This window comes from Nocardioides exalbidus, assembly GCF_900105585.1.
GTDB classification, from domain to species: Bacteria; Actinomycetota; Actinomycetes; order Propionibacteriales; family Nocardioidaceae; genus Nocardioides; species Nocardioides exalbidus.
Genome location: NZ_FNRT01000002.1, coordinates 3,746,197 through 3,772,171, shown reverse-complemented (window position 1 = coordinate 3,772,171; position 25,975 = coordinate 3,746,197). Strand labels below are relative to the sequence as shown.

Below are 25,975 nucleotides of genomic sequence, written 5' to 3'. Positions count from 1 at the left end.
CATGCCTGACGAGAACAAGCCCTTCGACGGCCCGCCCCTGTCGCTGGAGGAGGAGCTCGCCGCCGCGCGCGCCGAGCCGGAGCCCGGTCCCGACATCAAGACCGTCAACGAGGACCTCGCCGACGGCCTGAACCGCTGCCCCAAGTGCGGCTCGACCGACGTCCGGCTGCGCGGGTCCACGGGCATGCTGGTCTGCCTGTTCTGCCGCCACGAGTGGCAGGAGTCGCGGGTCGAGGAGGAGTTCGGCCTCGGCGAGGGGATCGACGACCTCCAGGGCACCGTCATCGCGGGCGGCGCCGAGGAGATCGACGACGACGCCGGTGCCGTCATGACCCTCAAGTGCGGCGGTTGTGGTGCCGAGGTGGTGGTCGACACCGCCCACGCGATGAACGCGCGCTGCCACTGGTGCCGCCACACCCTCAACATCCAGCAGCAGACGCCCAACGGCGCCGTTCCGGACGCAGTGCTGCCGTTCCGGCTGACCCACGACGAGGCTGTCGCGCGGATCAGGGAGTTCGCCTCCAAGCGGCGGCTCTTCGCGCACCCCCGGTTCAAGAAGGAGTTCGTCCCGGAGAACGTGCTCGGCGTCTACCTGCCCTACCTCGTGATCGACGCGCGCGCCGAGGCGACGTACGCCGGCACGGGCGAGGTGCAGACGCGCCGCTGGAGCGAGAAGCACGGCGACAGCAGCACGACCTACTACGCCGCCGACGTCTTCAAGGTCGACCGCAAGGTGCAGTTCACCGTCGACGACCTCACGATCGAGGGCGCTGCGGACCGGGCCAGCAATGACGAGTCGAAGACCAACAACATCGTCAACACGATCCTCCCGTTCGACACGAAGAACGCCGTCAAGTGGAACTCCAGCTATCTCGTCGGGTTCACCAGCGAGAAGCGCGACCTCGACGTGGACGACCTCCAACCGGTGCTCCAGGACCAGCTGCTCTCCATCGGCCGCTCGCAGGTCGAGGGCTCGATCGCCGAGTTCGACCGCGGGGTGCGCTGGGAGCAGGAGGGCCTCGACGTCGGCGGCTCGCGCTGGGTCTCGATGTACCTCCCGGTCTGGGTCTACTCCTACTTCCAGGAGGACACGAAGATGCTCCACTACATCGCGGTCAATGCCCGCACGGGCGAGACGATGGGCAGCGTGCCGGTCTCGCAGTGGCGACTGGTGCTCGCGGCGATGACGGTCGGCACCTTCCTCGAGGGCATCGCCGGCGTGCTCCTGGTGGCGTTCTCATGAGCGGGCTCGTGCTCGACGTCGTGGTCATGGCCTCCGACGGTCCGCCGGTCTGGCTCCTGGCCGCGGGTCCGGCGGGAGCCGTCGCGACCTACTGGGCGTTGTTCCGCTACTACCGCAACACCGACAAGTCGCACTCCTACGAGCGCGACACGATCATCGAGGCGAAGCCGGTCCAGGGCGGTCGGGAGAAGATCGACCACATCTCCAAGACCCGCAAGTCCGGGATCGACGGCGACAACAGCTCGCGCCACCGGGAGCGGGTCAACCGACTGCGGTGACGCGTGGGTCGACGCGCGGGTCGACGGGCGGGTTGGCCTGCGGGACCCGGTCAGACGCCCTGCGAGACGCTCGACATGTTGAAGTCGGGGATCCGCAGGGCCGGCGTCGCGGTGCGCGAGAAGTAGTCGTCACCCCACTCGCGGCTGAAGCTCGGGACGGTCGTCGAGGCCGCGCTGAACCGGTTGAGCAGGTCGATCGGGCTCTCGTTCCAGCGGAAGTTGTTGGCCGCGCCGACGATCTCACCGTCCTCCACGACGTAGACCCCGTCGCGGGTCAGTCCGGTGAGCAGCATGCTCTGCGGGTCGACCTCGCGGATGTACCACAGGCAGGTCAGCAGCAGGCCCCGCTGGGTGCCGGCGACCAGGTCGTCGACCGAGCCCGCGCCGTCACCGACCTCGAGGACGAGGTTGTCGATCATCGGGGTCACCGGCTGCCCGGTCATCCCGGCCGAGTGCCGCGTCTGGAGCAGCCCGGTCAGCAGGCCGTCCTGGATCCAGTCGGTGCGCTCGAGGGGGAGCCCGTTGTCGAAGACCGAGTCGGTGTTGTCAGAGGCTCCGGCGACCACGAACGGCGCGCACTCCAGGCCGCGGTAGGCCGGGTCGGAGAACAGGCTCACGCCGGGGGCGGCGACCTTGTCGTGGATCCGCGTGCCACCGCCTCGCCGGCTGTAGACCGACTCGCCCTCATGGGCGACCCGGGCGCCGGCTCCCCAGTAGGCGTCGATCATGAGGTCGGCCACCGACGACGGCGGCAGGATCGTGTCGTAGCGGCCGGCGGGCAGCTCGATGCGCCGCTCGGCCCACGAGAGGCGCTGGGCCACGGTGGTGGCCATGGCAGCCGCGTCGACGTCGCCGAAGTCGCGGGTCGCGCCGCCGACCCAGGCGCTCCGGGTCAGGCTCGTGTCCTTGGCGGTGCACGCGTAGTGCCCGGTCGGCTGCACGTGCCGCAGGCGCAGACCACGCGTCGACCCGAGGTAGGTCGTCGTGACGTCGTGGTTGACGAATCCGTAGAGCAGCCGGTCCTCGGCGCTCGCCTGCCCGAACGCCTCGCCGAGCGCCGGCGCGAAGGCGTCGTAGACACCGATGTCGGTGGTGGCGGGGGAGTCGTCCCAGTCGGACGAGGTCCGGTCGCCGACGAGGTCGGCGACGTCCTCTGCCGGCGAGCCCGCCCGGGCGGCTGCGTCGGCCGCCTCGACCAAGGCCGTGACCGCTTCCGTCGTCGCGGCGCTCCCGGAGACCGAGCCGGTGGCGATGCCGCCGTCGACGGAGGCGAAGCTCACGATCGTCACCGCGACCTCGGTCATCACGCCGTTGGTGGTGAGCGTGTTGTTGGCCCAGCGCAGGTTGGCGCTGGTGACGTCGCGGACGATGGCGATGCAGTCGTCGGCGCGGGAGGTCGCGAGCGCGTGCTCAACGAGCTGCTGCGCAGTGGTGGAGCTGGTCATCAGTGGCCTGCCTCGTCGATGGTGTTGAGGATGTTGACGCCCCGGAAGAGGGCGCTCGGGCAGCCGTGGCTGACGGCCGCCACCTGCCCCGGCTGGGCCTTGCCGCAGTTGAAGGCCCCACCGAGCACCCAGGTGTCGGGGCCGCCGACGGCCTCCATGGATCCCCAGAAGTCGGTCGTGGTGGCCTGGTAGGCCACGTCGCGCAGCATGCCGTCGAGCTTGCCGTCGGTGATCTTGTAGAACCGCTGGCCCGTGAACTGGAAGTTGAACCGCTGCATGTCGATCGACCACGACTTGTCGCCGACGACGTAGATCCCGCGCTCCACGCGTCCGATCAGGTCGTCGGTGGAGAGACCGTCGGTGCCGGGCACCAGCGAGACGTTGGCCATGCGCTGGATCGGGATGTGGCCGGGGGAGTCTGCGTAGGCGCACCCGTTGGACCGGCCGTCGTTGAGCTCCGGCTTGAGGTGCCCCATCGATCGGTCGAGCTGGTAGCCGACGAGGACCCCGTCACGGACGATGTCCCAAGTCTGGGTCGCGACGCCCTCGTCGTCGTACCCGACCGTGGCGAGCCCATGGTCCTGCGTGCGGTCGCCCTGCACGTTCATCACGGGCGAGCCGTAGCGCAGGGTGCCGAGCTTGTCGTAGGTGGCGAACGACGTCCCGGCGTAGTTGGCCTCGTAGCCCAGCGCGCGGTCGAGCTCGGTCGCGTGGCCGATCGACTCGTGGATGGTGAGCCAGAGGTTGGAGGGATCGACGACGAGGTCGTAGGTGCCGGCCTCGACGCTCGGCGCCCTGAGCTTCTCCGCGAGCAGGTCGGGCACCTCGGCGATCTCGGCGTCCCAGTCCCAGTGGGCGCCGGAGAGGTACTCCCAGCCGCGCCCGACCGGCGGGGCGACGGACGCCATGGAGTCGAAGATGCCGGTGTCGGCGTCCTCGCCGGTGGCCTCGAACCCGGGCTGGAGGCGTACGCGCTGCTGCGTGGTGCGGGTGCCCGACAGGTCGGCGTAGTACTTGTTCTCCTGCACCTGCTGGAGGAAGGCCGTCGCGTGCGCGACGACGCCGGTGCGCAGCCGCTGGGTCCAGTCGACGAGCAGGTCGGCCTTCTCCCGGGTCGGCACCTCGAGCGGGTTCACCTCGTAGCCGGAGATCCAGGTGACGTCGTCGTGCACGGGCTCGGGGGCGAGCTCGACGGGGGTGGTCGTCATCGCCGCGGCGACCTTGGCGACCGCGACGGCGGTCTCCGCGACCCGCCGCGCCTCCTCGTCGGTCAGGACGACGCCGGAGGCGAAGCCCCAGGCGCCGTCGTGCACGACCCGCACCGCGAAGCCGAGGTCCTCGGCGTCGCTGGAGGTCTGGAGCACGCCGTCGCGGGCGCCGAGGTACTGGTAGCGGTTGCGCTCGAAGCGGAAGTCCGCGTGGCTGGCGCCGAGGTCCTGGGCGCGGGCCAGGGCCACGTCGCCGAGGCGACGGTGCGGCAGGTCGGAGAAGGTCGGGTCGAGCCCGGGCGCACTCATGGGACGAACCTACCCAAGGATCCTCAGCCGGTCCGGAGGGACACCCGGCTTCCGCTGCGACCGCGGTGGACCCGCAGCTGGGTGGGGATCCGGGTCTGCAGCTCCGGCACGTGGCTGACCACGCCGACCACCCGGCCCCCGTCACGGAGGGCGTCGAGGGTGTCCATCACGTCCTCGAGGGTCTCGGCGTCGAGCGACCCGAATCCCTCGTCGACGAAGAGGGTGTCGAGGTCGGCGCCACCGACCTCCTGGGTGATCACGTCGGCGAGCCCGAGCGCGAGCGCGAGGGACACGACGAACGTCTCGCCGCCGGAGAGGGTCGCGGGGTCGCGGGTGTCGCCGGTCCAGTCGTCGCGCACGAGCAGGCTCAGCCCACCACGCTGCTCGCCGGCACCGCGCTGCCCGGTGTGGACGAGGGAGTAGCGCTGGTCGCTCATCGTCGAGAGGCGCTGGTTGGCCGCCTCGACGACCTGGCTGAGCCGGTGGGCCAGGACGTAGGCCGACAGGCGCATCTGGAGGCGGTTGTCGGGGTGCTTGCCCTCGACCAGCGACGCGAGGTCGGCGACGAGGTCGAGATCGGCGCGCGCGGGCTCCCACGCGGCGAGTGCTGCCTCGAGCTCGGCCGCGAGCGAGCCGAGCCGGCGCGAGCGCTCCACCAGGCGCAGGTGGTGCTGCTGGGCCGTCGCGGCCCTCGCCCGGGCCGCCCGGTGGACGTGGTCGAGCGCGTCGAGGTCGGGGACAGGGCTCTCGGACGCCCGGACGAGCGCAGCGTCTGACAGCACCTCCGCGACCCGGACGACCTCCCTCTCGTGGGTCTCGATCGCGTCGTCCAGCTCGGCCAGGCGCGCCTCGTCGAGCCAGGCGCCAGCGGCCTCCGCTGAGGTCGCAAAGCCCGTGCTGACCGCCAGGGCGTCGGCGGCGTCGCGGGTGCGGACCGAGGACTCCCGGGCGCGAGCGAGGTCCGCGCCGAGCTCGGCGCAGCGTCCGGCGAGCTGCTCGACCTGCTGGTGGAAGGACGTCAGCGCCTCGAGGTCGCCGTCGTCGCCCGCGACGACGGCCACCTGGGCGTGGAGGTCGGTGAGCCGCGCCTCGAGGACCGCGATCGCGGTGTCGCGGCCGCCGGTCGACCTGACGAGGTCGGCTCGCTCGTCCGACAGGGTCGTGACCTCCGCACGCAGGGCGGCTTCGTCGGCCTCCAGCGTCGGCAGCTCGTCCGCGTCGCGCCTCGCGGCGAGGAGGTCCTGCTGGAGCCCGGCATGCTGGGTGAGGAGCTGCTCGAGCGTGTCCCCGGACTCGGCGAGGGCCGTGGCGAGCCGGGTCTCGAGGCCGCGCACCTGCTGGCTGTGGGCCTCGACCACGACCTCCAGGTCGTCGACCGCGCGCCGCGCGTCGCGCTCGACCGCCTCGTCGGGAGCACCCGGGGCGGGCGATGCGGGGTGCGGGTGGTCGGCCGAGCCGCAGACGGGGCAGCTCGCTCCGACGGCGAGCCGGCCGGCGATCTCGGCGGCCATCCCGTCGAGCCGCTGCTCGCGCACCTGCACGAGTGCCTCGCGGGCGACCAGCCGGGTCTCGGTCGCCTCGGCGAGCAGGAGCTGCGCGTCCGCGACCTCCTGGCGGAGCCGCGCGGCCGTGCGGGCGGACCCGATCCGCACGTCGAGCGCGGCGAGCGACTGGCCGAGCACGACCGTCCGGGCCTGTGCGTCACGTGCGTGCTCGACCCGGGGGACCAGTGCGTCGAGGACGTCGGGGAGCTGGGCGAGACGCGCGTCGACGCGCACCATCTCGACGGCGGCTGCCTCGCGCCCCGCCAGGGCCTTCTTGAGCTCGCGCTCCACATCGAGCGCCTCGACCTGCAGTGGACGGACCCGCGCCAGGTCGGTGAGCGCCTGCAGGGAGGTGCGTCGGAGCTCCGAGACGGTGGCGGTGTCGACGAGGAGGCCGTCGCCGCCCTCATCTGCGACCAGGTCCGCCAGCCGTCGGCGAGCCTCGTCGTCGGCGACCGTGAGGCGGTCGACGGCACGATCGGCGTCGACGGCCAGGTCGTGGAGCGGGCGCACGACCGCAGCCCGTCGGGCGTCGTCGGCCCGCCGTCGGCGCTCGGCATGGTCGGCCGCCGCCCCGTCGAGGGCATGGTGGTCCTCGAGCGCCGCCGCCCGGACTGCCTGGAGTCGAGCCGTCTCGTGACCTGCCGTCGCGAGACCGGCGGCCTCCTGCTCGACGCTCGCCGTGGTCTCGACGTCGACGAGCGCCAGGACGACGGCCGCGTCGACGGACCCGGCCGCCGAGGTCGTCCAGTCGCGGATGAGCGCCGGGTGGGCGGACCAGTCGTCCGGGGCGACGTCGTGCGCGACCTCGCTGAACCGGCTGACGAGGTCGGCGACACCCCTCTGGTGCGCGTCCGACTCACGTCGGAGCGCGACGCGGCGGTCGCGCAGCCAGCGCTCGGTGCGGTCGAAGCGGGCGGTCTGGAAGACCTGCTGCAGGAGAGCGTGCCGGTCCTCCGAGCGTGCCCGCAGGAATGCCTGGAACCTGCCCTGGGGGAGCAGGGCCACCTGGCAGAACTGGGGGAGGGTCATGCCGACGAGCCGGGTGACGAGGTGCCCGGTCTCGTCCAGGCGCGTGCTGAGGGGCACCCACTGCGCCGCGCCGGCGTCGTCGGAGCGACGCTCGGAGATGACCACGTGGGCCTGCTCCGTCGTGGTGCCGGTGCCACGCTTCTTGGGCCGCGACCACGCGGGCGAGCGGTCGATGCGGAAGCGGCGGCCGGAGAGGGTGGCCTCGAGGACCACCCGCGGGACGACGTCGGGTGCGGCGTGGTCGGAGCGCAGCCTCTTGGCGACCGACCGGTCGCCCGGGACGTCGCCGTAGAGGGCGAAGCACACCGCGTCGAGCACGCTGGACTTGCCGGCGCCCGTGGGGCCGCTGAGCAGGAAGAGCCCTGCGTCGGACAGCGCGTCGAAGTCGATCCGGGTGCGGTCGGCGAACGGCCCGAAGGCGGTGACCTCGAGATGGTGCAGCCTCACGTGCTGCCTCCCGGGACCAGCACGTCGAGGTCGGGGTCGTGGCAGCACGCGTCGACCGCCTGCTGCAGCAGGTCGGACTCGGCGTCGGTGGCCGCGGTCCCGCGGACGTGGCGGACGAAGTCGAGCGAGATCGCGTGGTCGCTCGTGCCGGCCGCGGGACGCGCGGGCACGCCGGGCGCGGGAGCAGCCGTCGGGAACTGGAGCACCAAGGTGTGCGGGAAGCGCTGGCGCAGCTGCTCCATCGCCCGCACCGGACGGCGGGCGTCGGTCAGCGTGACCTGGACCCAGTCGTCCTCGCGGTCGTCCAGCGACGGGTCGAGCAGGAGGTCGGCGAGCGTGCCCATGAGCCGGGACAGGCGCCGCGGCACGGGCGCCTCGACCCAGGTGGCGTCGACGAAGCCCGACGGACCGAGCTCGACCAGCCAGGACCCCTTCTGCTGGTCGGCCTCCGAGAAGGAGTAGGCCAGGGGTGACCCGGAGTAGCGCAGCCCGGGGCCGAGCACGTGGGGCCCGTGGAGGTGGCCGAGCGCGGTGTAGTCGATGCCGTCGAAGACGCTCGTGGCGACGCGGGAGACACCGCCGACGCTGATGTCGCGCTCCGACTCGGACGGGCTCGCGCCCGCGACGAAGGCGTGCGCCAGCACGACGGAACGGGTCTCACCGGACCGCGCGGACAGGTCGGCCCGGACCCTGCTCATCGCCTCCGACAGCGCGGCCTCGTGGCTGCGGCGTCCGAGCTGCCAGGGCTCGAGGAGCGCCGAGGGATCGAGGTAGGGGAGGGCGTGGATCGCGACCGGGCCGTGGCGGTCGTCGAGGACGACGGGGGTCCCGACGGAGGACGCGTCGGTGCGGACGAAGACGCCGGCTGCGTCCATCAGCCGGGAACCGAACCCGAGGCGCTGGGCGCTGTCGTGGTTGCCGCTGCTCACCACGACCCGGGCGCGGGAGGAGGCAAGCCGGGCGAACGCCTCGTCGGCCAGCGCGACGGCGTCGACGTGGGGGAGCGCGCGGTCGTAGACGTCTCCCGACACCACCACGACGTCGACCTCCTCGGCGGCGACCACGTCGAGCAGGTGGTCGACGAACGCACCCTGGTGGCCCAGGAGGTCTTCACGGTGGAACGACCTTCCCAGGTGCCAGTCGGAGGTGTGGAGGATGCGCACGGGACGACCGTAGAACGACGCACCGACACCGCCCGGGCACCGCGCCGTCCGCACGGAGGTGTGATGTCCGGGGACGCGAGCGGATCAGCAGTAGCTGACGGACCGACCCGGCGAGGTGAAGCCCCACAGGGCGATCCCGGCCTCCTCGGCGAGACGGGCCGCCAGGCTCGTCGGCGCGCCCACGGCGACGATGGACCCGATCCCGCTGGCGGCCGCCTTCTGGACGAGCTCGAAGCCCACCCGCCCGCTCAGCACGAGGCAGGCGGCGGCCGGGTCGTCCCCGGCGAGGACCCGCGCTCCGACGACCTTGTCGACGGCGTTGTGGCGCCCGACGTCCTCCCGCACGACCAGCAGCGTGCCGTCGGCGTCGGCGAGACCGGCCGCGTGCACGCCGCCGGTCTTGGTGAAGAGCGACTGCCGTTCGCGCAGCGCGTCCGGGAGGCGTCGTACGACGTCCGCGGACGGGCGCGCTCCGGCCCAGGGGGCAGCGGCCCGGGTCACCAGCGCCTCCGAGACGCTGTCCTTGCCGCACACGCCGCACGCCGACGACCCGGCCGACGCGGCGACGTGGCGGTGGGGGAGGTCGGCGGCACCGGTCACGGAGACGGTGACCACGTTGAACTCCTGCTCGGGATTGAGGTCCTCGTCGGTGCAGTAGGCGACCTGGGTGAGCCCGGCGGGAGTCGTGATGCCCTCGTTGACCAGCCAGCCGGCGGCGAGCTCGAAGTCGTGACCGGGCGTGCGCATCGTGACCCAGGCGCGGCGTGGCTCGAGCCGTCCGACGCGGACCCGGATCTCGAGCGGCTCCTCGGTGATCAGCCGGTCCTCGCGGTCGATCCGGTCCTCGCCGCGGTGCTCGGAGACGCGCGTGCGGACCGTCGGGCCGGGACGTCGCGTGCGCTCGGTGGTCACGTCCCGAGGGTAGCCGTAGGCCCCGCGCGGTGGTGGCCGAGATCACCCCGTCGCCGATGCGGACCGACGTCTTCTTCGTCCGTAGAATGTAAGAGCCGCAAAGGAGCGGCTACCTCTTACCAATCACGCTCATCGCCAGAGGGCCGGAAGCCCTCGGAAGGACAGATCTCCATGAACCCGCAGCTGCACCTCGCCCTGAGGCTCGTCGACGCGCGCGCCCACTCGGACGAGGACCGTGCCCTCCTGCGTGACGTGGAGATCGCCCGCAGCGACGAGCGTCGAGCCCGTCGCGCTGCGCGTCGCCCCCGCTGACGCAGCGCGACTCCGCGCCCGATCCCCACATCGGGCGCACGACACCCTGCCAGTCATTCCTGACTGGCAGGGTGTTCTCACGTCCGGCGGGTACGACGCCGCGCGACGGCCACGAGCGCGAGCCCGGCGAGGACCAGGGCGAGGCTCCCCGCCCCGAGCCACACGGACGGACCGCCCGTGTCCGGGAGCACCGCGCCGCCGTCGCCTCCGCCGCCCGAGCCGTCGTCCGTCGGTGACGCGGTGGGCGAGCTGGTCGGGGACTCGGTCGGCGAGCTCGTGGGGCTCGACGTCGGAGTCGCGGTCGGGGTCGCGGTCGGGGTCGTGGTGGGCGGCGAGGTCGTGGGGGGCGTGGTGGGTGCCGGGGCGAGCACGAAGTCCTGGCCGCCGCGGATCTCGCCCTCGCTGGTGATCGTGACCGTGTGGGACGCAGGCCCCGTCACGACCGTGCCGGCAGGCGGCCGGACGGTGAGGGTCCACGTGCCGGGTCCGAGCTGGTCGAGGAAGTACTGCCCGTCGGCGTCGGTCGTCACGACCGTCTGCCCCGTCGGGCCGTCGACGACCACCTGCACGCCGGCGACGGGCTGACCTCCCTGGGTGACCGTGCCGCCGACGGCACCCGGTCGGGTGAGGTCGACGTCCTGGTCGGTGAGCCCGCCGGAGGGAACGGTGACGGCGCGTGGCGGGGGAGCGGTGTAGCCGGCGGGGGCGACGACGCTGAGCGTGTAGTCGCCCGGCGGCACCGCGTCGAGGACGTAGGTCCCGTCGCCCTCCGTCGCGACGGTGATGGGCGTCCCGCCTCCGGCCGGGGTCAGGACCACCTGCACACCTCCGAGGCCGACTCCGCCGCCGGACACGGTCCCGGAGACCGACGGCAGGGCGACGACCTGGAAGTCCTGGCCGGTGACGGGCTGGGTGGCGACGTCGATGCCGGTGATGGAGGTGCCGCCCGGTCCCGCCGAGTAGCCGGCGGGCACCGCGATCGAGACCGTGTAGCCCGTGCCGATCGCGTTGTCGTCGAACAGGTAGCTCCCGTCGGCGCGGGTCGTGGTCGACGTGGTGCCCCCGCCCGGTGCGGTCAGGGTGACGACGACGCCGGCGACCGGCCCGGCGCCGTCCGTCACGACTCCGCTGATCGCCTGCGGGACGATCTGGCGCACCTCGAAGTCCGCGCGTGAGGCCGGGTCGTTGTCGTTGCCACGGTTGGACACCGTCAGCTCGGCCGGACCGACGATCGCGCACGAGGCCGGGACGTCGAGGCGGACGACGTAGCCGGCCTGGGTGGCGTACTCCCCGAACGAGTAGGTGCCGTTGGCCGCCGGGGTGGTCGTGGCGAGCTCGTCGCCGAACGGCGAGACGAGCGTCATCGTCGCCTGCGTCGGCGCGCACGACCCGGTGCCCGACACGTCGTCGACCGTCCCTCCGATCGGCCGGGCGCGGCTGACGAACCAGGTCTGGTAGACGGGGAAGCCGGCGCGCCGGGTGAAGGTCAGGGTGAGGCTGGAGATCCGGATGTCGGGCTCGAACCAGCCGCTGGCCCCGTCGGTGTCCGTGGCGGCGGCGTTGCCGGTCAGCGTCGACGTGGCCGCGCTCCACGTGGGCAGGTCGGTGCCACCGGCGTAGTTGAAGGCGCCGCGGTACCAGCTGTCGACCTCGGCGGCCGGCACGGCCGCACCGCTCGCGTCGGTCGCCGTCACGCGTACGGCGTCCGCGTCGACGTCGCCGAGGACGAAGGCCCAGCCGGTGTCGGGCGTCGGCGCCGCGAAGGTGTACGTCGTCGTGGACGGCGTCGTGGCGGTGTCCGCCTTCGGGCGGAGCAGCAGGTAGGCGCTGCCGCTGCTGGTGCCGTACTTCGCGCCCGGCGGGGTCGCTGGGCCGAGGAACGTGCTGGTGCCGGCGGGGAGCGACACCGGGGCCCGTGAGTCCGAGACGACCGTCGCCGGCGGGAAGCCGGGCGACTGCTGGGTCATGGTCGTGCGGTAGGCGTTGGCCGTGCCCTGGACGGGCGCCCAGGCCGCCCAGCGGTCCGTGAGCGCGTGGGCCGGGCCGGCGACGAGACCGACGCACAGGACGCCTACCGCGAGCAGAGCGGTCTTCCGAGACATGAGTGGTTCCCCCAGATCGAACGTCCCTCACGAGGAGGATAGACCCGCGATCGCCTCTGGCAGGGTGGGCGCATGACTGACGACACCGTGCGCAGCGTGGAGCTCACCCGCATCGGCCCCGCCCGCTTCAAGGCCACCAACGCCAGGGGAGGGGAGACGTTCTTCGGCACCGGGGGAGAGGATCCCGACTTCACGCCGGTGGAGCTCCTGCTGGCCGCCATCGCCGGGTGCAGTGCCCTCGACGTCGAGGCCATCACCCACAAGCGCACCAGCAGCACGACCTTCGACGTGCACGCCGAGGGCCACAAGGTCAGTGACGATCACGGCAACCACATGTCCGGGATCCGGGTGTCGTTCGACGTCGACTTCCCCGACGGGCCGGACGGCGAGAAGGCGCGCGGTCGGCTCGAGCGCGCGATCGAGATGTCGCGCGACCGGCTGTGCACGGTCTCGCGGACGGTGCAGCTGGGGGCGGAGGTCGGCTACGAGCCGGTCAGCGACTGACTCGAGCGCTCCTCGGCGGACGCGTCAGCTGACGGTGACCTTCTCGATGCTGACCTCCTTGTTGGGCGCGCCGCCGCCGGCGGGGTTCGACGCGTCGTTGCCCTCCTTGGCGATCGCCTGGAGGACCTCGAGACCGGGCTCGTCGATCTGGCCGAAGACCGTGTAGTCCGGGGTGAACTGGGAGTCGCGGAAGACGAGGAAGAACTGCGAGCCGTTGGTGTCGGCGCCCGCGTTGGCCATCGCGAGGGTGCCGGCCGGGTAGGTCTCGTCACCGCTGAGCTCGTCGGCGAACGAGTAACCGGGGCCGCCCGACATGGTGCCGCTCGGGTCGCCGCACTGGAGGATGCCGAAACCGTCCTGGTCGCCGATGCGCGGGCAGACGGTGTCGTCGTAGAAGCCCTGCTCGGCGAGCGAGACGAACGAGTTCACGGTGCACGGCGCCTTGGCGGCGTCGAGCGTGAGGCCGATGTCGCCGAAGTTCGTGGTGATGGTTGCGGCGACCGTGCCCTCGGACGGGGCGTCCGTGCTCGGCGCCTCGACGTCGCGCGCCGGGTCCTGGCCGTCGGAGGGGTACTCGCAGGAGGCCGTCGCGCCGGCCGGCTCGGACGTGGACTCCGAGGGCGAGTCCGAGGGCGATTCCGAGGGCGAATCCGAGGGCGACTCCGAGGACGCGTCGGACGAGGAGGAGCTCGACGGGTCCGTCGCGGTGTCGCTGTCGGCCTCGTTGCCGCACGCGGAGAGGGCGAGGACGGACAGGCAGGCGGCCACGGTGGCGAGTCGCTTCAGCATGCGGGTGACTCTAGCCAGCGCCGCCTCACATCTCCTCGTGGGTGTCGGGGTCGCCGCCGAAGAGCCGTCCGTCGTCCTCCGCGAGCCCGGTGATGGCAGCCATCTCGTCGTCGGTGAGCTCGAAGCCGAAGACGTCGAGGTTCTCGGCCTGCCGGGAAGGGTCGGCGGACTTGGGGATCGGCAGCGACCCGAGCTGGACGTGCCAGCGCAGGATGACCTGCCCGGCCGAGACGTCGTGGGCCGCCGCAGCCATGGTCACCGCGTCCTCGTCGAGCGGTGCCCGGCGCTTGCCCATCGGGCTCCACGCCTCGGTGCGGATGCCGAGTCGCTCGTGCACCTCGCGCATGTGGGCCTGCGGGAAGCGGGGGTGCAGCTCGACCTGGTTGACCGCCGGGACGACGCCGGTGTCGTCGATGATCCGGGTGAGGTGCTCCTCGGTGAAGTTGGAGACGCCGATCGAGCGGACGAGACCGTCCTTCTGCAGCTGGACGAGCGCGCGCCACGCCTCGACGTACTTGCCCTGCGACGGGTTGGGCCAGTGGATGAGGTGGAGGTCGGTGCGCTCCAGCCCGAGCCGGCCCAGCGACTCGCGCACCGACGCGATGGCGTCGTCGTACGCGTGGTGGCGGCCGGGGATCTTGCTGGCCACGAGGATCTCGTCGCGGGGGACCCCCGAGCGGCGGATGGCCTCGCCGACCTCGGTCTCGTTCCCGTAGTTCACGGCTGTGTCGACGAGCCGGTAGCCGGCCTCGATCGCGCCGGCGATCGAGCCGATGCCGTCCTCGTCGCGCAGGGGATAGGTGCCGAACCCGATGGCGGGGATCGTGGTGCCGTCGTTGAGGTCGTACGTCGGGATCTGGGACATGCGTCCAACCTAGGACCGGTCGCCACAACTTCCTCACCTCTCCGTGCATCAGACTGGTACGGCCCCGCCCAGGGGCTCGACGCCCTCGGAGGAGATCACCGTGCGACGCACCGCTGCCGCTGTCCTGACGATCGCCATGACGCCGTTGGCCGTCGTGGGCCTGTCCGCCGGGACGGCTGTGGCCCAGACGACGTGCGACGGGAAGGCGCCGACGATCGTCGCGCTCCCGGGTGTGCCGACGTCCGGCACCCCGGGCGACGACGTGATCCTCGGCACCGAGGGGCGCGACACCATCGACGGCGGCGCGGGGAACGACACGATCTGCGGTCTCGGCGACGCCGACGAGCTCATCGGGGGGCCGGGCGACGACCGCCTGTTCGGTGGCCTCGACGGCGAGTACTCCCCGGACGACGGCTACGACGGCGACGTGCTCGTCCCCGGTCCCGGTGACGACGTCATCGATCTGGGTGACGACCCGCAGTCGGCCGACGTGGACTACGTGGACCGTCTCGCCGACTACGACACGGTGTCCTTCGCCGGTGCCCGCGGCCCGGTCACGGTCGATCTCTCCGCCGGTACGGCGACGGGCGAGGGCGGGGACACCATCGTCGTGCCTGCCTTCTCAGGCGGGATCATCGGATCCGCGTACGACGACGTGCTCACCGGCACCGACGGCCCCGACCGCATCCGTGGTGGTGCCGGCGACGACCGGATCGACGCCCTCGGTGGCGACGACGACCTCCAGCCCGGAGCCGGCGACGACCTGGTCCGCGCGGGCGACGGGGACGACATCGTGGTCTCGCCGGAGGGCGGCCGTGACCGGATCCTCGGAGGCGCGGGCGAGGACTTCCTCGAGACCTACGGCCGCGGCGCCTTCATCGGCGGTGGCGCCGGGGACGACTACCTCGTCGGGCAGCTCGGCGTCAGCGTGCACGGCGGTGCGGGCGACGACGAGATCGACGCCGTCCTGCGCCGCGGCAAGGCCATCAGCGTGAGCGGTGGCGCGGGCCACGACATCGTCCGGCTGCGCGCACCGAAGTCGCAGTTCCCGCGCGGCTCGCAGTACGTCGTCGACGTGCCGCGCAAGCAGGTCATGGTCTCCGGTGCGAAGCGGGCGCGCTACACGAAGGTCGAGGACCTGCGGTTCTCCGCGGGTCGCGCGTCCCTGCGCTACCTCGGCGGCCCGGGGCGCGACAGCGTCTCGGTGGGCGGAGGCCTGCAGATCACGGCGTACGGCCGCGGTGGTCGCGACGTCCTCATCGGCGGCAGGCGGGACGACCTCCTCGTCGGTGGTCCGGGTCGCGACCAGCTCGTCGGCGGTGCCGGGCGCGACCGATGCCTCGGCGGTGAGGAGCTGCGGCAGTGCGAGCTGCGTCGCTGATCCCGGCGCGCCCGGTGGCTCACCTCTCGAGCCGCAGCTCCTGGGCGTCGATCATCGACGACGCCATGGTGAGCGCCCCGGTGCTGTAGGCGCCGATCGCGCGCTCCTCGTGCAGCGCGTCGCGCATCAGCGCGATGAACTCACGGTGCAGGAGCACCCGCTGGGTCGCCTGCGTGAGCGCCTCGGGCGTGGCGTCGGCCCGTCGCTCCTCGATGCGGTCGAGCCACGACAGTGACTGCTCGGCGACGTCGGGGTCGATCCTCTGTCCGTCGATGACGATCTGGTCGAGCGGACCGAGTGCCGTGACGGCCGTGCTGGTGATGTCGCCGAAGAGGTCGACCACCTCGTCGCGCTGCTTGGTCGGGTCGGTGCCGGTCACGCCGAGCCACCGGATGACGAGCGGGAGGGTGCCGCCGTAGAGGAGGAGCGAGGCCACGGCCACGACGAAGGCCACGGTGATCAGGAGCGTGCGCTCGTCGACCTCGGGGCCGATCGTGAGCGCGGCCGCGAGGGTGACCACGCCGCGCATCCCGGCCCACGACAGCACGGCGCCGCCGCGGGCGGTGATCGGCTCGCTCTCCTGGTAGTCGACGTCGGCCTTGCCGCGCTGCACGCGACGGCGGTACATCGACAGGCGCTGCTGGCCACGCTCGCTGTCGATCCGCTCGCCGCCCTCCTCGGTCATCGTGTCGACGCGTGTGCTGATCTGGTCGAGGCGCTCGCGCATCGCGTCGAGCTTGGGCTGCTGGCGTCGCTCGCTCAGCACCTCGACGCCGACGAAGCCCACGCGCAGCACGAGCAGGAGCGCGAACACCACGGCGGAGATGGCGAGGACCTCGGGCACGGTGCTGTTGGACTCGTCGAGGTCGCGGAGCAGCGACTCGAGCTGGAGTCCCATGAGCAGGAAGACGCCGTTCTCGACGAGGAACTGGAGCGTGAGCCAGTTGGTGCGCTCGGTGAGGCGTTCGCGGGCGCTGAACTTCCGCGCCCCGTAATGGCCAGTGACCAGGCCCGCAACGACCACGGCGACGACGCCCGAGGCCTCCGCCTCCTCGGCGGGGAGGAAGGCGAGGAACGGAACGATGAAGCTGACGGCCGTCATCAGCACCGGGTCGTCGAGCTTGCTGCGCAGCCACACGGTGGCGTGGCCGACGACGAAGCCGATCACGACGGCGAGGACGACCGCCTTGGCGAAGTCGAAGACCGCGTCGCCGAGGCTGAAGCCCGCGGTGATCGCGAGCAGGGCCGTGCGCAGCACCACGAGGGCGGACGCGTCGTTCAGGAGGCTCTCGCCCTCGAGCACGGTCATCAGCCGGTGGGGGAGCCCGAGCCGCTTGCCGATCGCGGTCGCGGCGACGGCGTCGGTGGGGCTGACGACGGCGCCGAGCGCGACCCCGGCCGCGAACGACACGTCCGGCGCGATGAGGTGGACCACCGCCCCGACGGCGAGCGCGGAGACGATGACCAACGTGACGGAGAGCCACGTGATCATGCCGAAGCTGCGGCGCAGGTCGACGACGGGCACCTGCACCGCAGTGGCGTACAGCAGGGGCGGCAGCGCGCCGATGAGGATCCAGTCGGGCTCGAGCTCGAAGTCGGGCGTCGCGGGGATGACGCTGAAGACGATGCCGACCACCAGCAGGACCAGGGGCGTGGCGATGCCGGTCCGGCGGGAGAGGACGGCTGCGACGACGATGGCCATGAGCGCGGCGATGGCGAGGGTGAGCAGCTCCACGGGCATCAGGGTAGGCCGCGACGGTCCGGTCTCAGGATGCAAGACCGACGGCACCGCGATCCGCTGGGGAGTCCGCCAGACCCGTGACTAGCACCTTCGTCGTCGTACGACGCCAGTGGTCCGGTGGGTTTGTCAGGGGACCGGACCAATGGTCCCTTGTGGCGCGTCGAGGGTGCTTCCTACGGTCCTGAGGCACCGGCCGATCGGCCGTCATCCACATCATCAGCCACACGATCACCGGCCTGTCGCCCGGGCGCCACACGATCCTGGCGCGCTGGAACGTCGCCGACACGGTCAACGCGTTCTACAACTGCGTCGACGTGGACGTCGTGAGCGGCGTGGGCAACGGGCTCGAGCACGACTGACGGACGCCGACAGTGGAGCCAGGCGCCGGTAGATCGGGCTCCTGGCTCCATTGTCGGGAGGAGTGGCCCGATCCACTTGTAATGACATAATGTCAGTTATCGGCGATATACTCACGCTCAGGGAACCCCTCTCGCCACACGTGTCCGCGATACTGCCCCTCTCGATGCACCACGAGGGCCATGTCTCGGACACGTGTGGCGTCGGCGGCCGAATCACATCCTCGTGGGGTGCCTACACCGGCGCCCGGACGTTCCGGAACGGCGTTGCAGCCAGGCTGAGCGTGACGAGCCCGAACAGCACGGCCGAGAGCACGAGCACCGGTGTGATACCCCAGGCGTCGGCCAGGATGCCGGCGATCGGCGAGGCCACCACGACGACCGCGCGGTTGAGCGAGCGCAACGTGGTGTTGGTGCGGGCCTGGAGCTCGTCGGGCGTCACCAGCTGGCGATAGCTCATCTCGTGGGAGTTGCTCATGCCCATCGCGAGTCCGTAGAGCAGCTGCCCGAGCGCCAGCACGACCACAGCGGCGCCGCCGACCTGGCCCGCAACGGCGTACGTCACGACGGCGACCGTGGTGATCGCGTGGCACAGGATGATCGTCCAGCCGGTGCCGAGCCTGCGGCCGACGGCCGTGGTGACGAGGGTGCCGACCACTGCGCCGACGCCTCCGACGGCTCCCGTGACACCGAGCTGGACGGCGCTGAGGTCGAGGACCAGGAACGCGTACGGCGCCAGCACGACACCGACGACGGCGTGGGCGAGGAACCATCCGTGCGTGTTGATCGCCAGGGTGGCGAGACCGGAGCGGCCGTAGGCCCACCGGATGCCCTCGCCGATGTCCGCGAGCAGCCCTCGCACCGTCAGCCCGGCGCGGGCAGGCGGCTCCTCGTGCTCGATCCGGCGCAGGGTGAGCGCCGAGTAGAGATAGGTGAGGGAGTCGACCAGGACGGCGACCGGCGCACCGACGAGGCTAACCAGTAGTCCCCCGATCGCCGGCCCTGACGTGGTCGCCACGGCGTCGGCGCCGTCGATCCGCGCGTGCGCCCGCTGCAGGTCCTCGCGTCCGACGATCCGCGGCAGGAACGACATCGACGCCGAGCTGTTCACGACCGCGGCGGTGCCGTAGGCGGCGACCACGACCAGCAGCACCGGCAGGGTCAGCACATCGAGCCACCACAGGAGCGGGATCGCGAGCAGGAGCACGGCCTGCACCACGTCGGTGCCGACCATCAGCGGCAGCCGGCGCCGTCCGTCGACGAGCGCGCCGACCACGATCCCGACGACGAGGTACGGCAGCCACCGCACGGCGTTGAGCCAGCCGACGTCGGACGCCGTCCCGTCCAAGGTGAGGACCACCAGCGCCTGCAGAGCGAAGAGGGTGACGTAGGTGCCGAAGCCGGAGACCGCAGACGCGCGCCAGTAGCGGGCGAAGCTCGGGGAGATCACCCGAGGCGCCGGACCTGGTAGGTCCCGACGGTGGACGCGACGACCTCTCCCCCCGCGTCCGTCAGGGTCGCCTCGAGCGCGAACTCACCTTTCCCGGTGGTGAGCGCCGACTCGCGGACGCGGGCGACCTCGTCGTCCGGCAACGACGCCTCGGCGCGTACGACGCCCAGCGCGGGCCGCCGGAACCGGATGGTCGACTCCTTGACGAGCGGCACGAAGCCGGCGAGCTCGCCGCCGAGGTCGAAGCTCGCCATCGCGAGCAGGCCACCGAGCATCTCGGCCACGCTGAAGAGCGACCCGGCGTAGGTGACCCCGAAGTGATTGGTGTTGGGCTCGGGCGGCAGGTCGGCGCTCGCGAAACCGGGCCGGACCTCGACGACGCGGATGCCCATGGCCTCCAGGATCGGGACGGAAGCGAGGCCCCCGTCGTGGCCAGCGGCTTCCTCCACTCCCAAGGTATAGGCGATCAGGGGGCTTGTTTCAAGACCCTGTCGGTGACCCACACTGCTCGGCGTGATGCCGCACGACACCGCTCCCTTCGCCCTTCCCGACGCCCTCGCCGACAAGCTCGAACCGTCCCTGACCGACACCGACCGCGACCACTTCCGCACCGTCGCCGCGAGCCTCGAGCACGCCATCGCCGAGCTCGAGGCCGGCCTGGCCGAGACGAAGCAGGCCACCGCGCGCCACGGCACCGCGGCCCTCGAGCGGGACCAGGAGGTGCACCGCCAGACCGCGCGGCTGCGGGCGCTGCGCCGCTTCGACCTCGACCTCTGCCTCGGCCGCATCGTCCACGAGGGCGTCGCCGAGCCGACGTACATCGGCCGCTTCGGGCTCTCCGACCAGGACGGCAGGCGCCTCCTCGTCGACTGGCGCTCCCCCGCTGCCGAACCGTTCTTCGCCGCCACGCACGCCCATCCGCAGGGACTCGTCAGCCGTCGTCGCTACCGGTGGACCGGTGGCCGCATCGTCGACTACTGGGACGAGGCGTTCACCGAGGAGGGGCTCACCCACACCGCCGCGCTCGACGACCAGTCCGCGTTCATCGCGACCCTCGGGGGCAGCCGGACGGCGCGGATGCGCGACGTGCTCGGCACGATCCAGTCCGACCAGGACGCCATCATCCGCGCGGGCTCGAAGGGCGCGCTGGTGGTCGACGGAGGCCCGGGCACGGGGAAGACGGTCGTGGCGCTGCACCGCACGGCCTACCTCCTGTACTCCGACCCGCGGCTCGGGCACCGTCACGGCGGTGTCCTCTTCGTCGGACCCCACCAGCCCTACCTGGCCTACGTCAGCGACGTCCTGCCCAGCCTGGGCGAGGAGGGCGTGCAGACCTGCACGGTGCGCGACCTCGTGCCCGAGGCGCCCGCTGCCCGCCCGGAGGCGGACGAGCGCGTGGCGGCGCTGAAGGCCGACCTCCGCATGGTCGCCGCGATCGAGCCGGCGGTGGCGCTCTACGAGGAGCCGCCGAGCGACGCCCTGCTCGTGGAGACGCCGTGGGCCGACGTCCGGATCACCGTCGCGGAGTGGAAGGAGGCCTTCGACTCCGCCGACCCCGGCACCCCGCACAACCTGGCTCGCGACGACGTGTGGGAGGAGGTGCTCACGATCCTGGTGGACAAGGCGGACCTCGACGACCTCTCCCCTGACGAGTTCCGCGCCGTGCTGGAGCGCAACGCGGCCCTCCGCGAGGAGTTCGACCGCCACTGGCCGCTCCTCGAGCACACCGACCTCGTCGGCGACCTCTGGACGGTCCCGGCCTACCTCCGCCACTGCACGCCGTGGCTCGGGCCCGACGAGGTCACGGCGCTGCGTCGCGAGGACCCGGAGGCATGGACGTACGCCGACCTCCCGCTGCTCGACGCGGCCCGGCTGCGGCTCGGCGACCCGGAGGCGTCGCGCCGCCGGCGTCGTACGCAGGCGGCCGAGGCGCGCGAGCGGGCCAGGATGGGAGAGGTCATCGACGACCTGCGCACGACCGCACGCGAGTCCGGCGCCGACGAGTTCGGCGACGGGCTGGTCTCGATGCTCGTCCACGGCGACCTCCAGACCGCGCTGGTCGACGACGCAGCGCTGCCGACGGCCGACCCCGACCTGCTGGAGGGGCCGTTCGCGCACATCGTGGTCGACGAGGCCCAGGAGCTCAGCGACGCGGAGTGGCAGATGCTCCTGCGGCGCAACCCGTCGCGGAGCTTCACGATCGTCGGCGACCCCGCCCAGGCGCGGCACGGCTTCACCGAGACGTGGACCGAGCGGCTCACGCGCATCGGTCTCCCGGACGCGACCGTGGCCCCACTCACGGTGAACTACCGCACGCCCGCCGAGGTCATGGCCGAGGCCGAGCCGGTGATCCGGGCCGTGCTCCCCGACGCCAACGTCCCGACGTCGATCCGCGAGAGCCGGATCCCGGTGCTCCGCGCCCCGGTGGCCGACCGCGACCGGATCGTGGCCGAGTGGCTCGCCGAGCACGCCGAGGGAACCGCTGTCGTCATCGGCGACGCGTCGTACGCCGACTCGGCGCGCGTCCGCTCGCTCACGCCGGAGCTCGCGAAGGGCCTCGAGTTCGACCTCGTCGTCCTGGTCGATCCGCAGAGGCTCGGCGACGGCATCACCGGGGCCGTCGACCGCTACGTCGCGATGACGCGTGCCACGCAGCAGCTGGTGCTGCTCACGTCGTAGCGCCCACCAGCTGCCGCAGCGCGGAGACGTCCTCGGGGCCGACCCGGCAGCATCCACCCACCAGCCGGGCCCCGGCCGCGACCCACGCCGAGACGTCCTCGGCGTCGAAGGCGGAGCGCCCCTCCCACGCACGCGTCTCCGCGTTCCAGGCCTGGCCGGAGTTCGGGTAGACGATGGCAGCGCCGTGCGCCCCGGCCAGCGGCACGGCGGCCCGGGCGTCGGCCGGAGTGGTGCAGTTGACGCCCACGGCGAGCACCTCGGGGACGTCGGCCGCCATCGCGAACGCGTCCTCCAGCGCCTCGCCCGCCCGGGTGCGGTCCCCGGCGGCCGACAGCGACAGCCAGGCCGGCACGCCGGTGCCGTCGAGCTCGGCCAGCACGGCCTCGACCTCGGCCAGGCACGGGATCGTCTCGATCGCCAGGATGTCCGCGCCCTCCCCCACGGTCGCGGCGAGCACGTCGAGCCGCGGTCGGTGGAAGGTGCGCAGGCCGGCGACGTCGAGGTCGTAGTCACCCCGGTACTCCGAGCCGTCGGCCAGCACGGCGCCGTAGGGCCCGACCGACGCCGCCACCCAGGCGTCGGGGGCGGCCGCGTCGCGCGCGTCGGCCGCGAGCGACACGCTGCGGCGCAGCAGCCGCGCCACCTCGTCCCGGTCGACGCCGGTGGCGCCGAAGCCCTCGAAGGAGACCTGGTAGGACGCGGTGGTGGCCACCTCGGCCCCGGACTCGAAGAACTCACGGTGCGCGCGCTCGATCGCGGCCGGGTCGTCGCGCAGGAGCCGGGCGGACCAGAGGTCGGAGGAGAGGTCGTGGCCGTGCCGCTCGAGGAGGGTGGCGAGGCCGCCGTCGAGGACGACGGGACGCGCGGTGATGGCGTTGCTGAGGCTGGTGCGGGTCACCGGACGAGTCTTGCACCCGAGGGGTGTGCCTGACGCGTGGTCTCGTCGGCGACGATCGCCGCGTGCCAGAGGGACACACGATCCACCGACTCGCCCGTCGCCACGCCCGGCTGCTGGGCGGCAGCCACGTGTCGGCGGACAGCCCCCAGGGCCGCTTCGAGGACGGTGCGGCCCTGCTCGACGGCCGCGAGCTCGCGGCGACGGACGCGTGGGGCAAGCACCTCTTCCACCGCTACGACGACCTGTGGCTGCACGTGCACCTCGGGCTCTACGGCAAGTTCCGCGACGGGGTGCTGCCCGCTCCCCCGACCCGTGGTGCCCTGCGGCTCCGCCTCCTCGGGGGCGGTCACTGGCTGGAGCTCCGTGGCCCGACCGCGTGCGAGGTGCTGACCGACGACGAGCGCCGCGGGATCCTCGCGCGGCTGGGCCCGGACCCGTTGCGACGTCGGCCGGACGTGGAGGCCTTCGTGGCTCGCGTGCTGCGCAGCCGGGCGCCGATCGCCACGCTCCTGATGGACCAGTCGGTCGTCGCGGGCGTCGGCAACGTCTATCGCGCGGAGGTGCTGTTCCGGCAGCGCCTCGACCCGTTCCGGCCGGGGCGGGCCCACGACGCGGCGACGCTGCACGCGCTGTGGGACGACCTCGTCGGCCTGCTCCGCGCCGGCGTGCGCGCCGGCCGCATCGTCACGACGCACCCCGAGGACCGGGAGCGTCCCGCCGGGCGGCCGCGGCGGGTCGACGCGCACTACGCCTACGGACGCGCCGGACTGCCGTGCCGGATCTGCGGCACGCCGGTGCAGGACACGACCATCGGAGCGCGGCGGCTCTTCTGGTGCCCGGTCTGCCAGGCCTGAGTGGCGTCAGGCGCCGACGTACTCCTTGAGGTGCTTGCCGGTCAGCGTCGGCTTCTTCGCGCCCACCATCTCGGACGGCGCCCCCTCGAAGACGACGGTGCCGCCGTCGTGGCCGGCACCGGGTCCGATGTCGATGATCCAGTCGGCGTGCGCCATCACGGCCTGGTGGTGCTCGATCACGATGACGGACTTGCCCGAGTCGACCAGGCGGTCCAGCAAGCCCAGGAGGTTCTCGACGTCGGCGAGGTGGAGGCCCGTCGTCGGCTCGTCGAGGATGTAGACGTCGCCCTTGTCGCCCATCTGCACGGCGAGCTTGATCCGCTGGCGCTCGCCGCCGGAGAGCGTGCTGAGCGGCTGGCCGAGCGTGATGTAGCCGAGGCCGACGTCGACGAGGCGCTCGAGGATCTTCACCGCGGCCGGGATCTTCGCCTCGCCGTCGCTGAAGAGCACGAGCGCGTCCGACACCGACATCTCGTGCACCTCGGCGATGTCCTTGCCGCCGAGGGTGTACTCCAGCACCTCGGCCTTGAAGCGACGGCCCTCGCACTCCTCGCACGGAGACTCAACCGTCGCCATGGGTCCGAGCTCGGTGAAGATCACGCCGGCGCCGTTGCAGGTGGAGCAGGCGCCCTCGGAGTTGGAGCTGAAGAGCGCCGGCTTCACACCGTTGGCCTTGGCGAACGCCTTGCGGATCGGCTCGAGGAGGCCGGTGTACGTCGCGGGGTTGCTGCGGCGGGAGCCCTTGATGGCGCCCTGGTCGATCACGATGACGTCCTCGCGACCCGCGAGCGAGCCGTGGATGAGCGAGCTCTTGCCGGACCCCGCCACCCCGGTGACGACGGTCAGCAGGCCCAGTGGCACGTCGACGTCGACGTCCTTGAGGTTGTGGGTGCTCGCACCGCGCACCTCCATCTGCCCGGTCGCCTTGCGCACCGAGTCCTTGAGCGAGGCGCGGTCGTCGAGGTGCCGGCCGGTGATCGTCCCGCTCCGGCGGAGGCCGTCGACGTCGCCCTCGAAGCAGATCTCGCCGCCGCCGGCACCGGCCGCCGGGCCGATGTCGACGACGTGGTCGGCGATCGAGATCGTCTCGGGCTTGTGCTCCACGACCAGGACGGTGTTGCCCTTGTCGCGGAGCTGGAGCAGCAGGTTGTTCATCCGCTCGATGTCGTGCGGGTGGAGGCCGATGGTGGGCTCGTCGAACACGTAGGTCACGTCGGTCAGCGACGACCCGAGGTGCCGGATCATCTTGGTGCGCTGCGCCTCGCCGCCCGACAGCGTGCCGGCCGGGCGGTCGAGCGAGAGGTAGCCGAGGCCGATCTCGGAGAACGAGTCGAGCAGGTGCTGGAGCCCCTTGAGCAGCGGCGCGACGGACGGCTCGTCCAGGCCGCGCACCCACGCGGCGAGGTCGCTGATCTGCATCTCGCAGAGGTCGGCGATCGACCTGCCGTCGATCTTCGAGGCCCGCGCCTCCGGGGTGAGTCGAGTGCCGTCGCAGTCGGGGCAGGTCTGGAAGGTCACCGCGCGGTCGACGAAGCGCCGGATGTGCGGCTGCATCGCCTCGGGGTCCTTGGACAGGATCGACTTCTGGATCTGCGGGATCATGCCGGTGAAGGTCAGGTTGACGCCCTCGACCTTCAGCTTGGTCGGCTCTGACCACAGCATCGTCTCGAGCTGCTTCTTCGTGAACGACTTGATCGGCTTGTCCATCGGCAGGCCCATGCCCTCGAACAGCCGGCCGTACCACCCGTCCATCGAGTAGCCCGGCACGGTCAGCGCGCCGTCGTTGAGCGACTTCTCGTCGTCGTAGAGCGCCGTCAGGTCGATGTCGTTGACCTTGCCCATGCCCTCGCAGCGCGGGCACATGCCGCCGAGGTAGACCTCCTGCTTGGCGATCCGGCGCTCGGTGCGGCCGCCCTTCTCGGTCGTCATCATGCCGCTCGCCTTGCGGGTCGGGACGTTGAAGGAGTACGCCGTCGGCGGGCCGACGTACGGGTCACCGAGGCGGCTGAAGAGGATCCGCAGCATCGCGTTGGCGTCGGTGGCGGTGCCGACCGTGGAGCGCGGGTTGGCGCCCATCCGCTCCTGGTCGACGATGATCGCGGTCGTCAGGCCCTCGAGGTGGTCGACGTCGGGCCTCGCGAGCGAGGGCATGAACCCCTGCACGAACGCGCTGTAGGTCTCGTTGATCATCCGCTGCGACTCGGCCGCGATGGTGGCGAAGACCAGGGAGCTCTTGCCGGAGCCGGAGACGCCGGTGAAGACCGACAGGCGTCGCTTGGGCAGGTCGACCGAGACGTTCTTGAGGTTGTTCTCGCGCGCGCCCTCGACGCGGATCAGGTCGTGGTCGTCGGCTGGGTGTGTGGTCGTCATCGCCTCGGTGTCTCCCCGGTCGTGTCGTGTGCCTGCTCGCGCGGGCAATCCTGCCAGTACGACGGACGGGGACGCGGGGACGTGACATCGCCG

General features: G+C 72.2%; 21 protein-coding genes. 8 read left to right on the top strand and 13 right to left on the bottom strand.

Annotation, left to right across the window (positions count from 1 at the left end):
- Nucleotide 1 precedes the first annotated feature (1 nt).
- Entirely contained in the window at nucleotides 2–1,243 is a 1,242-nt protein-coding gene (locus tag BLV76_RS18345) for a hypothetical protein (RefSeq protein ID WP_090970958.1), read from the top strand.
- Nucleotides 1,240–1,521, top strand: a complete 282-nt coding sequence (locus tag BLV76_RS18340) for a hypothetical protein (RefSeq protein WP_217630388.1) — start codon at nucleotides 1,240–1,242, stop codon at nucleotides 1,519–1,521. Before BLV76_RS18345 ends, BLV76_RS18340 begins: the two co-directional genes overlap by 4 nt.
- A 50-nt stretch (nucleotides 1,522–1,571) precedes the next feature.
- On the opposite strand, the gene BLV76_RS18335 is transcribed toward BLV76_RS18340, so the two are convergent.
- The 5 genes from BLV76_RS18335 to BLV76_RS18315 form a co-directional block, all read right to left on the bottom strand.
- Nucleotides 1,572–2,966, bottom strand: coding sequence for a metallopeptidase TldD-related protein (locus tag BLV76_RS18335; RefSeq protein ID WP_090970956.1), 1,395 nt, complete (start codon nucleotides 2,964–2,966; stop codon nucleotides 1,572–1,574).
- Nucleotides 2,966–4,483 (bottom strand): TldD/PmbA family protein, encoded by a 1,518-nt coding sequence (locus BLV76_RS18330; RefSeq protein WP_090970954.1) that lies wholly within the window; start codon nucleotides 4,481–4,483, stop codon nucleotides 2,966–2,968. Before BLV76_RS18330 ends, BLV76_RS18335 begins: the two co-directional genes overlap by 1 nt.
- 23 nt (nucleotides 4,484–4,506) lie before the next feature.
- Nucleotides 4,507–7,506, bottom strand: coding sequence for an AAA family ATPase (locus tag BLV76_RS18325; RefSeq protein ID WP_175539735.1), 3,000 nt, complete (start codon nucleotides 7,504–7,506; stop codon nucleotides 4,507–4,509).
- Nucleotides 7,503–8,669 (bottom strand): exonuclease SbcCD subunit D, encoded by a 1,167-nt coding sequence (locus BLV76_RS18320; protein ID WP_090970950.1) that lies wholly within the window; start codon nucleotides 8,667–8,669, stop codon nucleotides 7,503–7,505. Before BLV76_RS18320 ends, BLV76_RS18325 begins: the two co-directional genes overlap by 4 nt.
- A gap of 84 nt (nucleotides 8,670–8,753) precedes the next feature.
- Nucleotides 8,754–9,581, bottom strand: coding sequence for a formate dehydrogenase accessory sulfurtransferase FdhD (locus tag BLV76_RS18315; RefSeq protein WP_090970948.1), 828 nt, complete (start codon nucleotides 9,579–9,581; stop codon nucleotides 8,754–8,756).
- A 171-nt stretch (nucleotides 9,582–9,752) separates the two neighbouring features.
- Between BLV76_RS18315 and BLV76_RS22680 the strand changes: the two genes are divergently transcribed.
- Nucleotides 9,753–9,893 carry a hypothetical protein gene (locus BLV76_RS22680; protein WP_175539734.1) on the top strand — a complete coding sequence of 47 codons (141 nt, stop codon included), beginning with the start codon at nucleotides 9,753–9,755 and terminating at the stop codon, nucleotides 9,891–9,893.
- A 77-nt stretch (nucleotides 9,894–9,970) separates the two neighbouring features.
- Here the strand turns inward: BLV76_RS22680 and BLV76_RS18310 are convergent, their stop codons facing one another.
- Entirely contained in the window at nucleotides 9,971–11,995 is a 2,025-nt protein-coding gene (locus BLV76_RS18310) for an MSCRAMM family protein (RefSeq protein ID WP_090970946.1), read from the bottom strand.
- A gap of 72 nt (nucleotides 11,996–12,067) precedes the next feature.
- Between BLV76_RS18310 and BLV76_RS18305 the strand changes: the two genes are divergently transcribed.
- Entirely contained in the window at nucleotides 12,068–12,499 is a 432-nt protein-coding gene (locus BLV76_RS18305; protein WP_090970944.1) for an OsmC family protein, read from the top strand.
- A 24-nt stretch (nucleotides 12,500–12,523) separates the two neighbouring features.
- Here BLV76_RS18305 and BLV76_RS18300 read toward each other — a convergent pair whose 3' ends face one another.
- Together BLV76_RS18300 and BLV76_RS18295 are read right to left on the bottom strand one after the other, a co-directional pair.
- The gene (locus BLV76_RS18300; RefSeq protein ID WP_090970943.1) at nucleotides 12,524–13,288 is read right to left on the bottom strand and encodes a peptidylprolyl isomerase; all 765 of its coding nucleotides are present in this window, start codon (nucleotides 13,286–13,288) and stop codon (nucleotides 12,524–12,526) included.
- A gap of 25 nt (nucleotides 13,289–13,313) precedes the next feature.
- Nucleotides 13,314–14,153: an aldo/keto reductase gene (locus BLV76_RS18295; RefSeq protein ID WP_090970941.1), complete on the bottom strand. Its 840-nt coding sequence runs from the start codon at nucleotides 14,151–14,153 to the stop codon at nucleotides 13,314–13,316.
- Between the two features lie 100 nt (nucleotides 14,154–14,253).
- Here BLV76_RS18295 and BLV76_RS18290 point away from each other — a divergent pair, with 100 nt between their 5' ends.
- Nucleotides 14,254–15,534: a calcium-binding protein gene (locus BLV76_RS18290; protein WP_090970939.1), complete on the top strand. Its 1,281-nt coding sequence runs from the start codon at nucleotides 14,254–14,256 to the stop codon at nucleotides 15,532–15,534.
- A 19-nt stretch (nucleotides 15,535–15,553) separates the two neighbouring features.
- Here the strand turns inward: BLV76_RS18290 and BLV76_RS18285 are convergent, their stop codons facing one another.
- Nucleotides 15,554–17,269 (bottom strand): cation:proton antiporter, encoded by a 1,716-nt coding sequence (locus tag BLV76_RS18285; RefSeq protein ID WP_425433735.1) that lies wholly within the window; start codon nucleotides 17,267–17,269, stop codon nucleotides 15,554–15,556.
- A 212-nt stretch (nucleotides 17,270–17,481) separates the two neighbouring features.
- On the opposite strand from BLV76_RS18285, the gene BLV76_RS23205 reads away from it, so the two are divergent.
- Entirely contained in the window at nucleotides 17,482–17,634 is a 153-nt protein-coding gene (locus tag BLV76_RS23205) for a lytic polysaccharide monooxygenase (RefSeq protein ID WP_139306683.1), read from the top strand.
- Nucleotides 17,635–17,866: 232 nt separating this feature from the next.
- Here BLV76_RS23205 and BLV76_RS18280 read toward each other — a convergent pair whose 3' ends face one another.
- Nucleotides 17,867–19,081: an MFS transporter gene (locus tag BLV76_RS18280; RefSeq protein ID WP_090970934.1), complete on the bottom strand. Its 1,215-nt coding sequence runs from the start codon at nucleotides 19,079–19,081 to the stop codon at nucleotides 17,867–17,869.
- A complete protein-coding gene (locus BLV76_RS18275; protein WP_281246171.1) occupies nucleotides 19,078–19,530 on the bottom strand; it encodes a YiiD C-terminal domain-containing protein in 453 nt (150 codons plus the stop codon). Before BLV76_RS18275 ends, BLV76_RS18280 begins: the two co-directional genes overlap by 4 nt.
- A gap of 67 nt (nucleotides 19,531–19,597) precedes the next feature.
- Here BLV76_RS18275 and helR point away from each other — a divergent pair, with 67 nt between their 5' ends.
- A complete protein-coding gene (gene helR, locus BLV76_RS18270; protein ID WP_090972945.1) occupies nucleotides 19,598–21,760 on the top strand; it encodes an RNA polymerase recycling motor ATPase HelR in 2,163 nt (720 codons plus the stop codon).
- Here helR and mmuM read toward each other — a convergent pair.
- Nucleotides 21,750–22,658, bottom strand: coding sequence for a homocysteine S-methyltransferase (gene mmuM / locus BLV76_RS18265; protein ID WP_090970930.1), 909 nt, complete (start codon nucleotides 22,656–22,658; stop codon nucleotides 21,750–21,752). The genes helR and mmuM overlap by 11 nt on opposite strands.
- 62 nt (nucleotides 22,659–22,720) lie before the next feature.
- Between mmuM and BLV76_RS18260 the strand changes: the two genes are divergently transcribed.
- Entirely contained in the window at nucleotides 22,721–23,512 is a 792-nt protein-coding gene (locus tag BLV76_RS18260) for an Fpg/Nei family DNA glycosylase (RefSeq protein ID WP_090972943.1), read from the top strand.
- 6 nt (nucleotides 23,513–23,518) lie between these two features.
- Here the strand turns inward: BLV76_RS18260 and BLV76_RS18255 are convergent, their stop codons facing one another.
- Nucleotides 23,519–25,882, bottom strand: a complete 2,364-nt coding sequence (locus BLV76_RS18255) for an ATP-binding cassette domain-containing protein (protein WP_090970928.1) — start codon at nucleotides 25,880–25,882, stop codon at nucleotides 23,519–23,521.
- Between the last annotated feature and the right edge of the window lie 93 nt (nucleotides 25,883–25,975).

Excerpts from the sequence above, each read along its gene's own strand:
- BLV76_RS18345 (WP_090970958.1), top strand. The coding sequence starts at position 2 with ATGCCTGACGAGAACAAGCCCTTCGACGGCCCGCCCCTGTCGCTGGAG.
- BLV76_RS18340 (WP_217630388.1), top strand. The coding sequence starts at position 1,240 with ATGAGCGGGCTCGTGCTCGACGTCGTGGTCATGGCCTCCGACGGTCCG.
- BLV76_RS18335 (WP_090970956.1), bottom strand. The coding sequence starts at position 2,966 with ATGACCAGCTCCACCACTGCGCAGCAGCTCGTTGAGCACGCGCTCGCG.
- BLV76_RS18330 (WP_090970954.1), bottom strand. The coding sequence starts at position 4,483 with ATGAGTGCGCCCGGGCTCGACCCGACCTTCTCCGACCTGCCGCACCGT.
- BLV76_RS22680 (WP_175539734.1), top strand. The coding sequence starts at position 9,753 with ATGAACCCGCAGCTGCACCTCGCCCTGAGGCTCGTCGACGCGCGCGCC.
- BLV76_RS18310 (WP_090970946.1), bottom strand. The coding sequence starts at position 11,995 with ATGTCTCGGAAGACCGCTCTGCTCGCGGTAGGCGTCCTGTGCGTCGGT.
- BLV76_RS18305 (WP_090970944.1), top strand. The coding sequence starts at position 12,068 with ATGACTGACGACACCGTGCGCAGCGTGGAGCTCACCCGCATCGGCCCC.
- BLV76_RS18300 (WP_090970943.1), bottom strand. The coding sequence starts at position 13,288 with ATGCTGAAGCGACTCGCCACCGTGGCCGCCTGCCTGTCCGTCCTCGCC.
- BLV76_RS18295 (WP_090970941.1), bottom strand. The coding sequence starts at position 14,153 with ATGTCCCAGATCCCGACGTACGACCTCAACGACGGCACCACGATCCCC.
- helR (WP_090972945.1), top strand. The coding sequence starts at position 19,598 with ATGCCGCACGACACCGCTCCCTTCGCCCTTCCCGACGCCCTCGCCGAC.
- BLV76_RS18255 (WP_090970928.1), bottom strand. The coding sequence starts at position 25,882 with ATGACGACCACACACCCAGCCGACGACCACGACCTGATCCGCGTCGAG.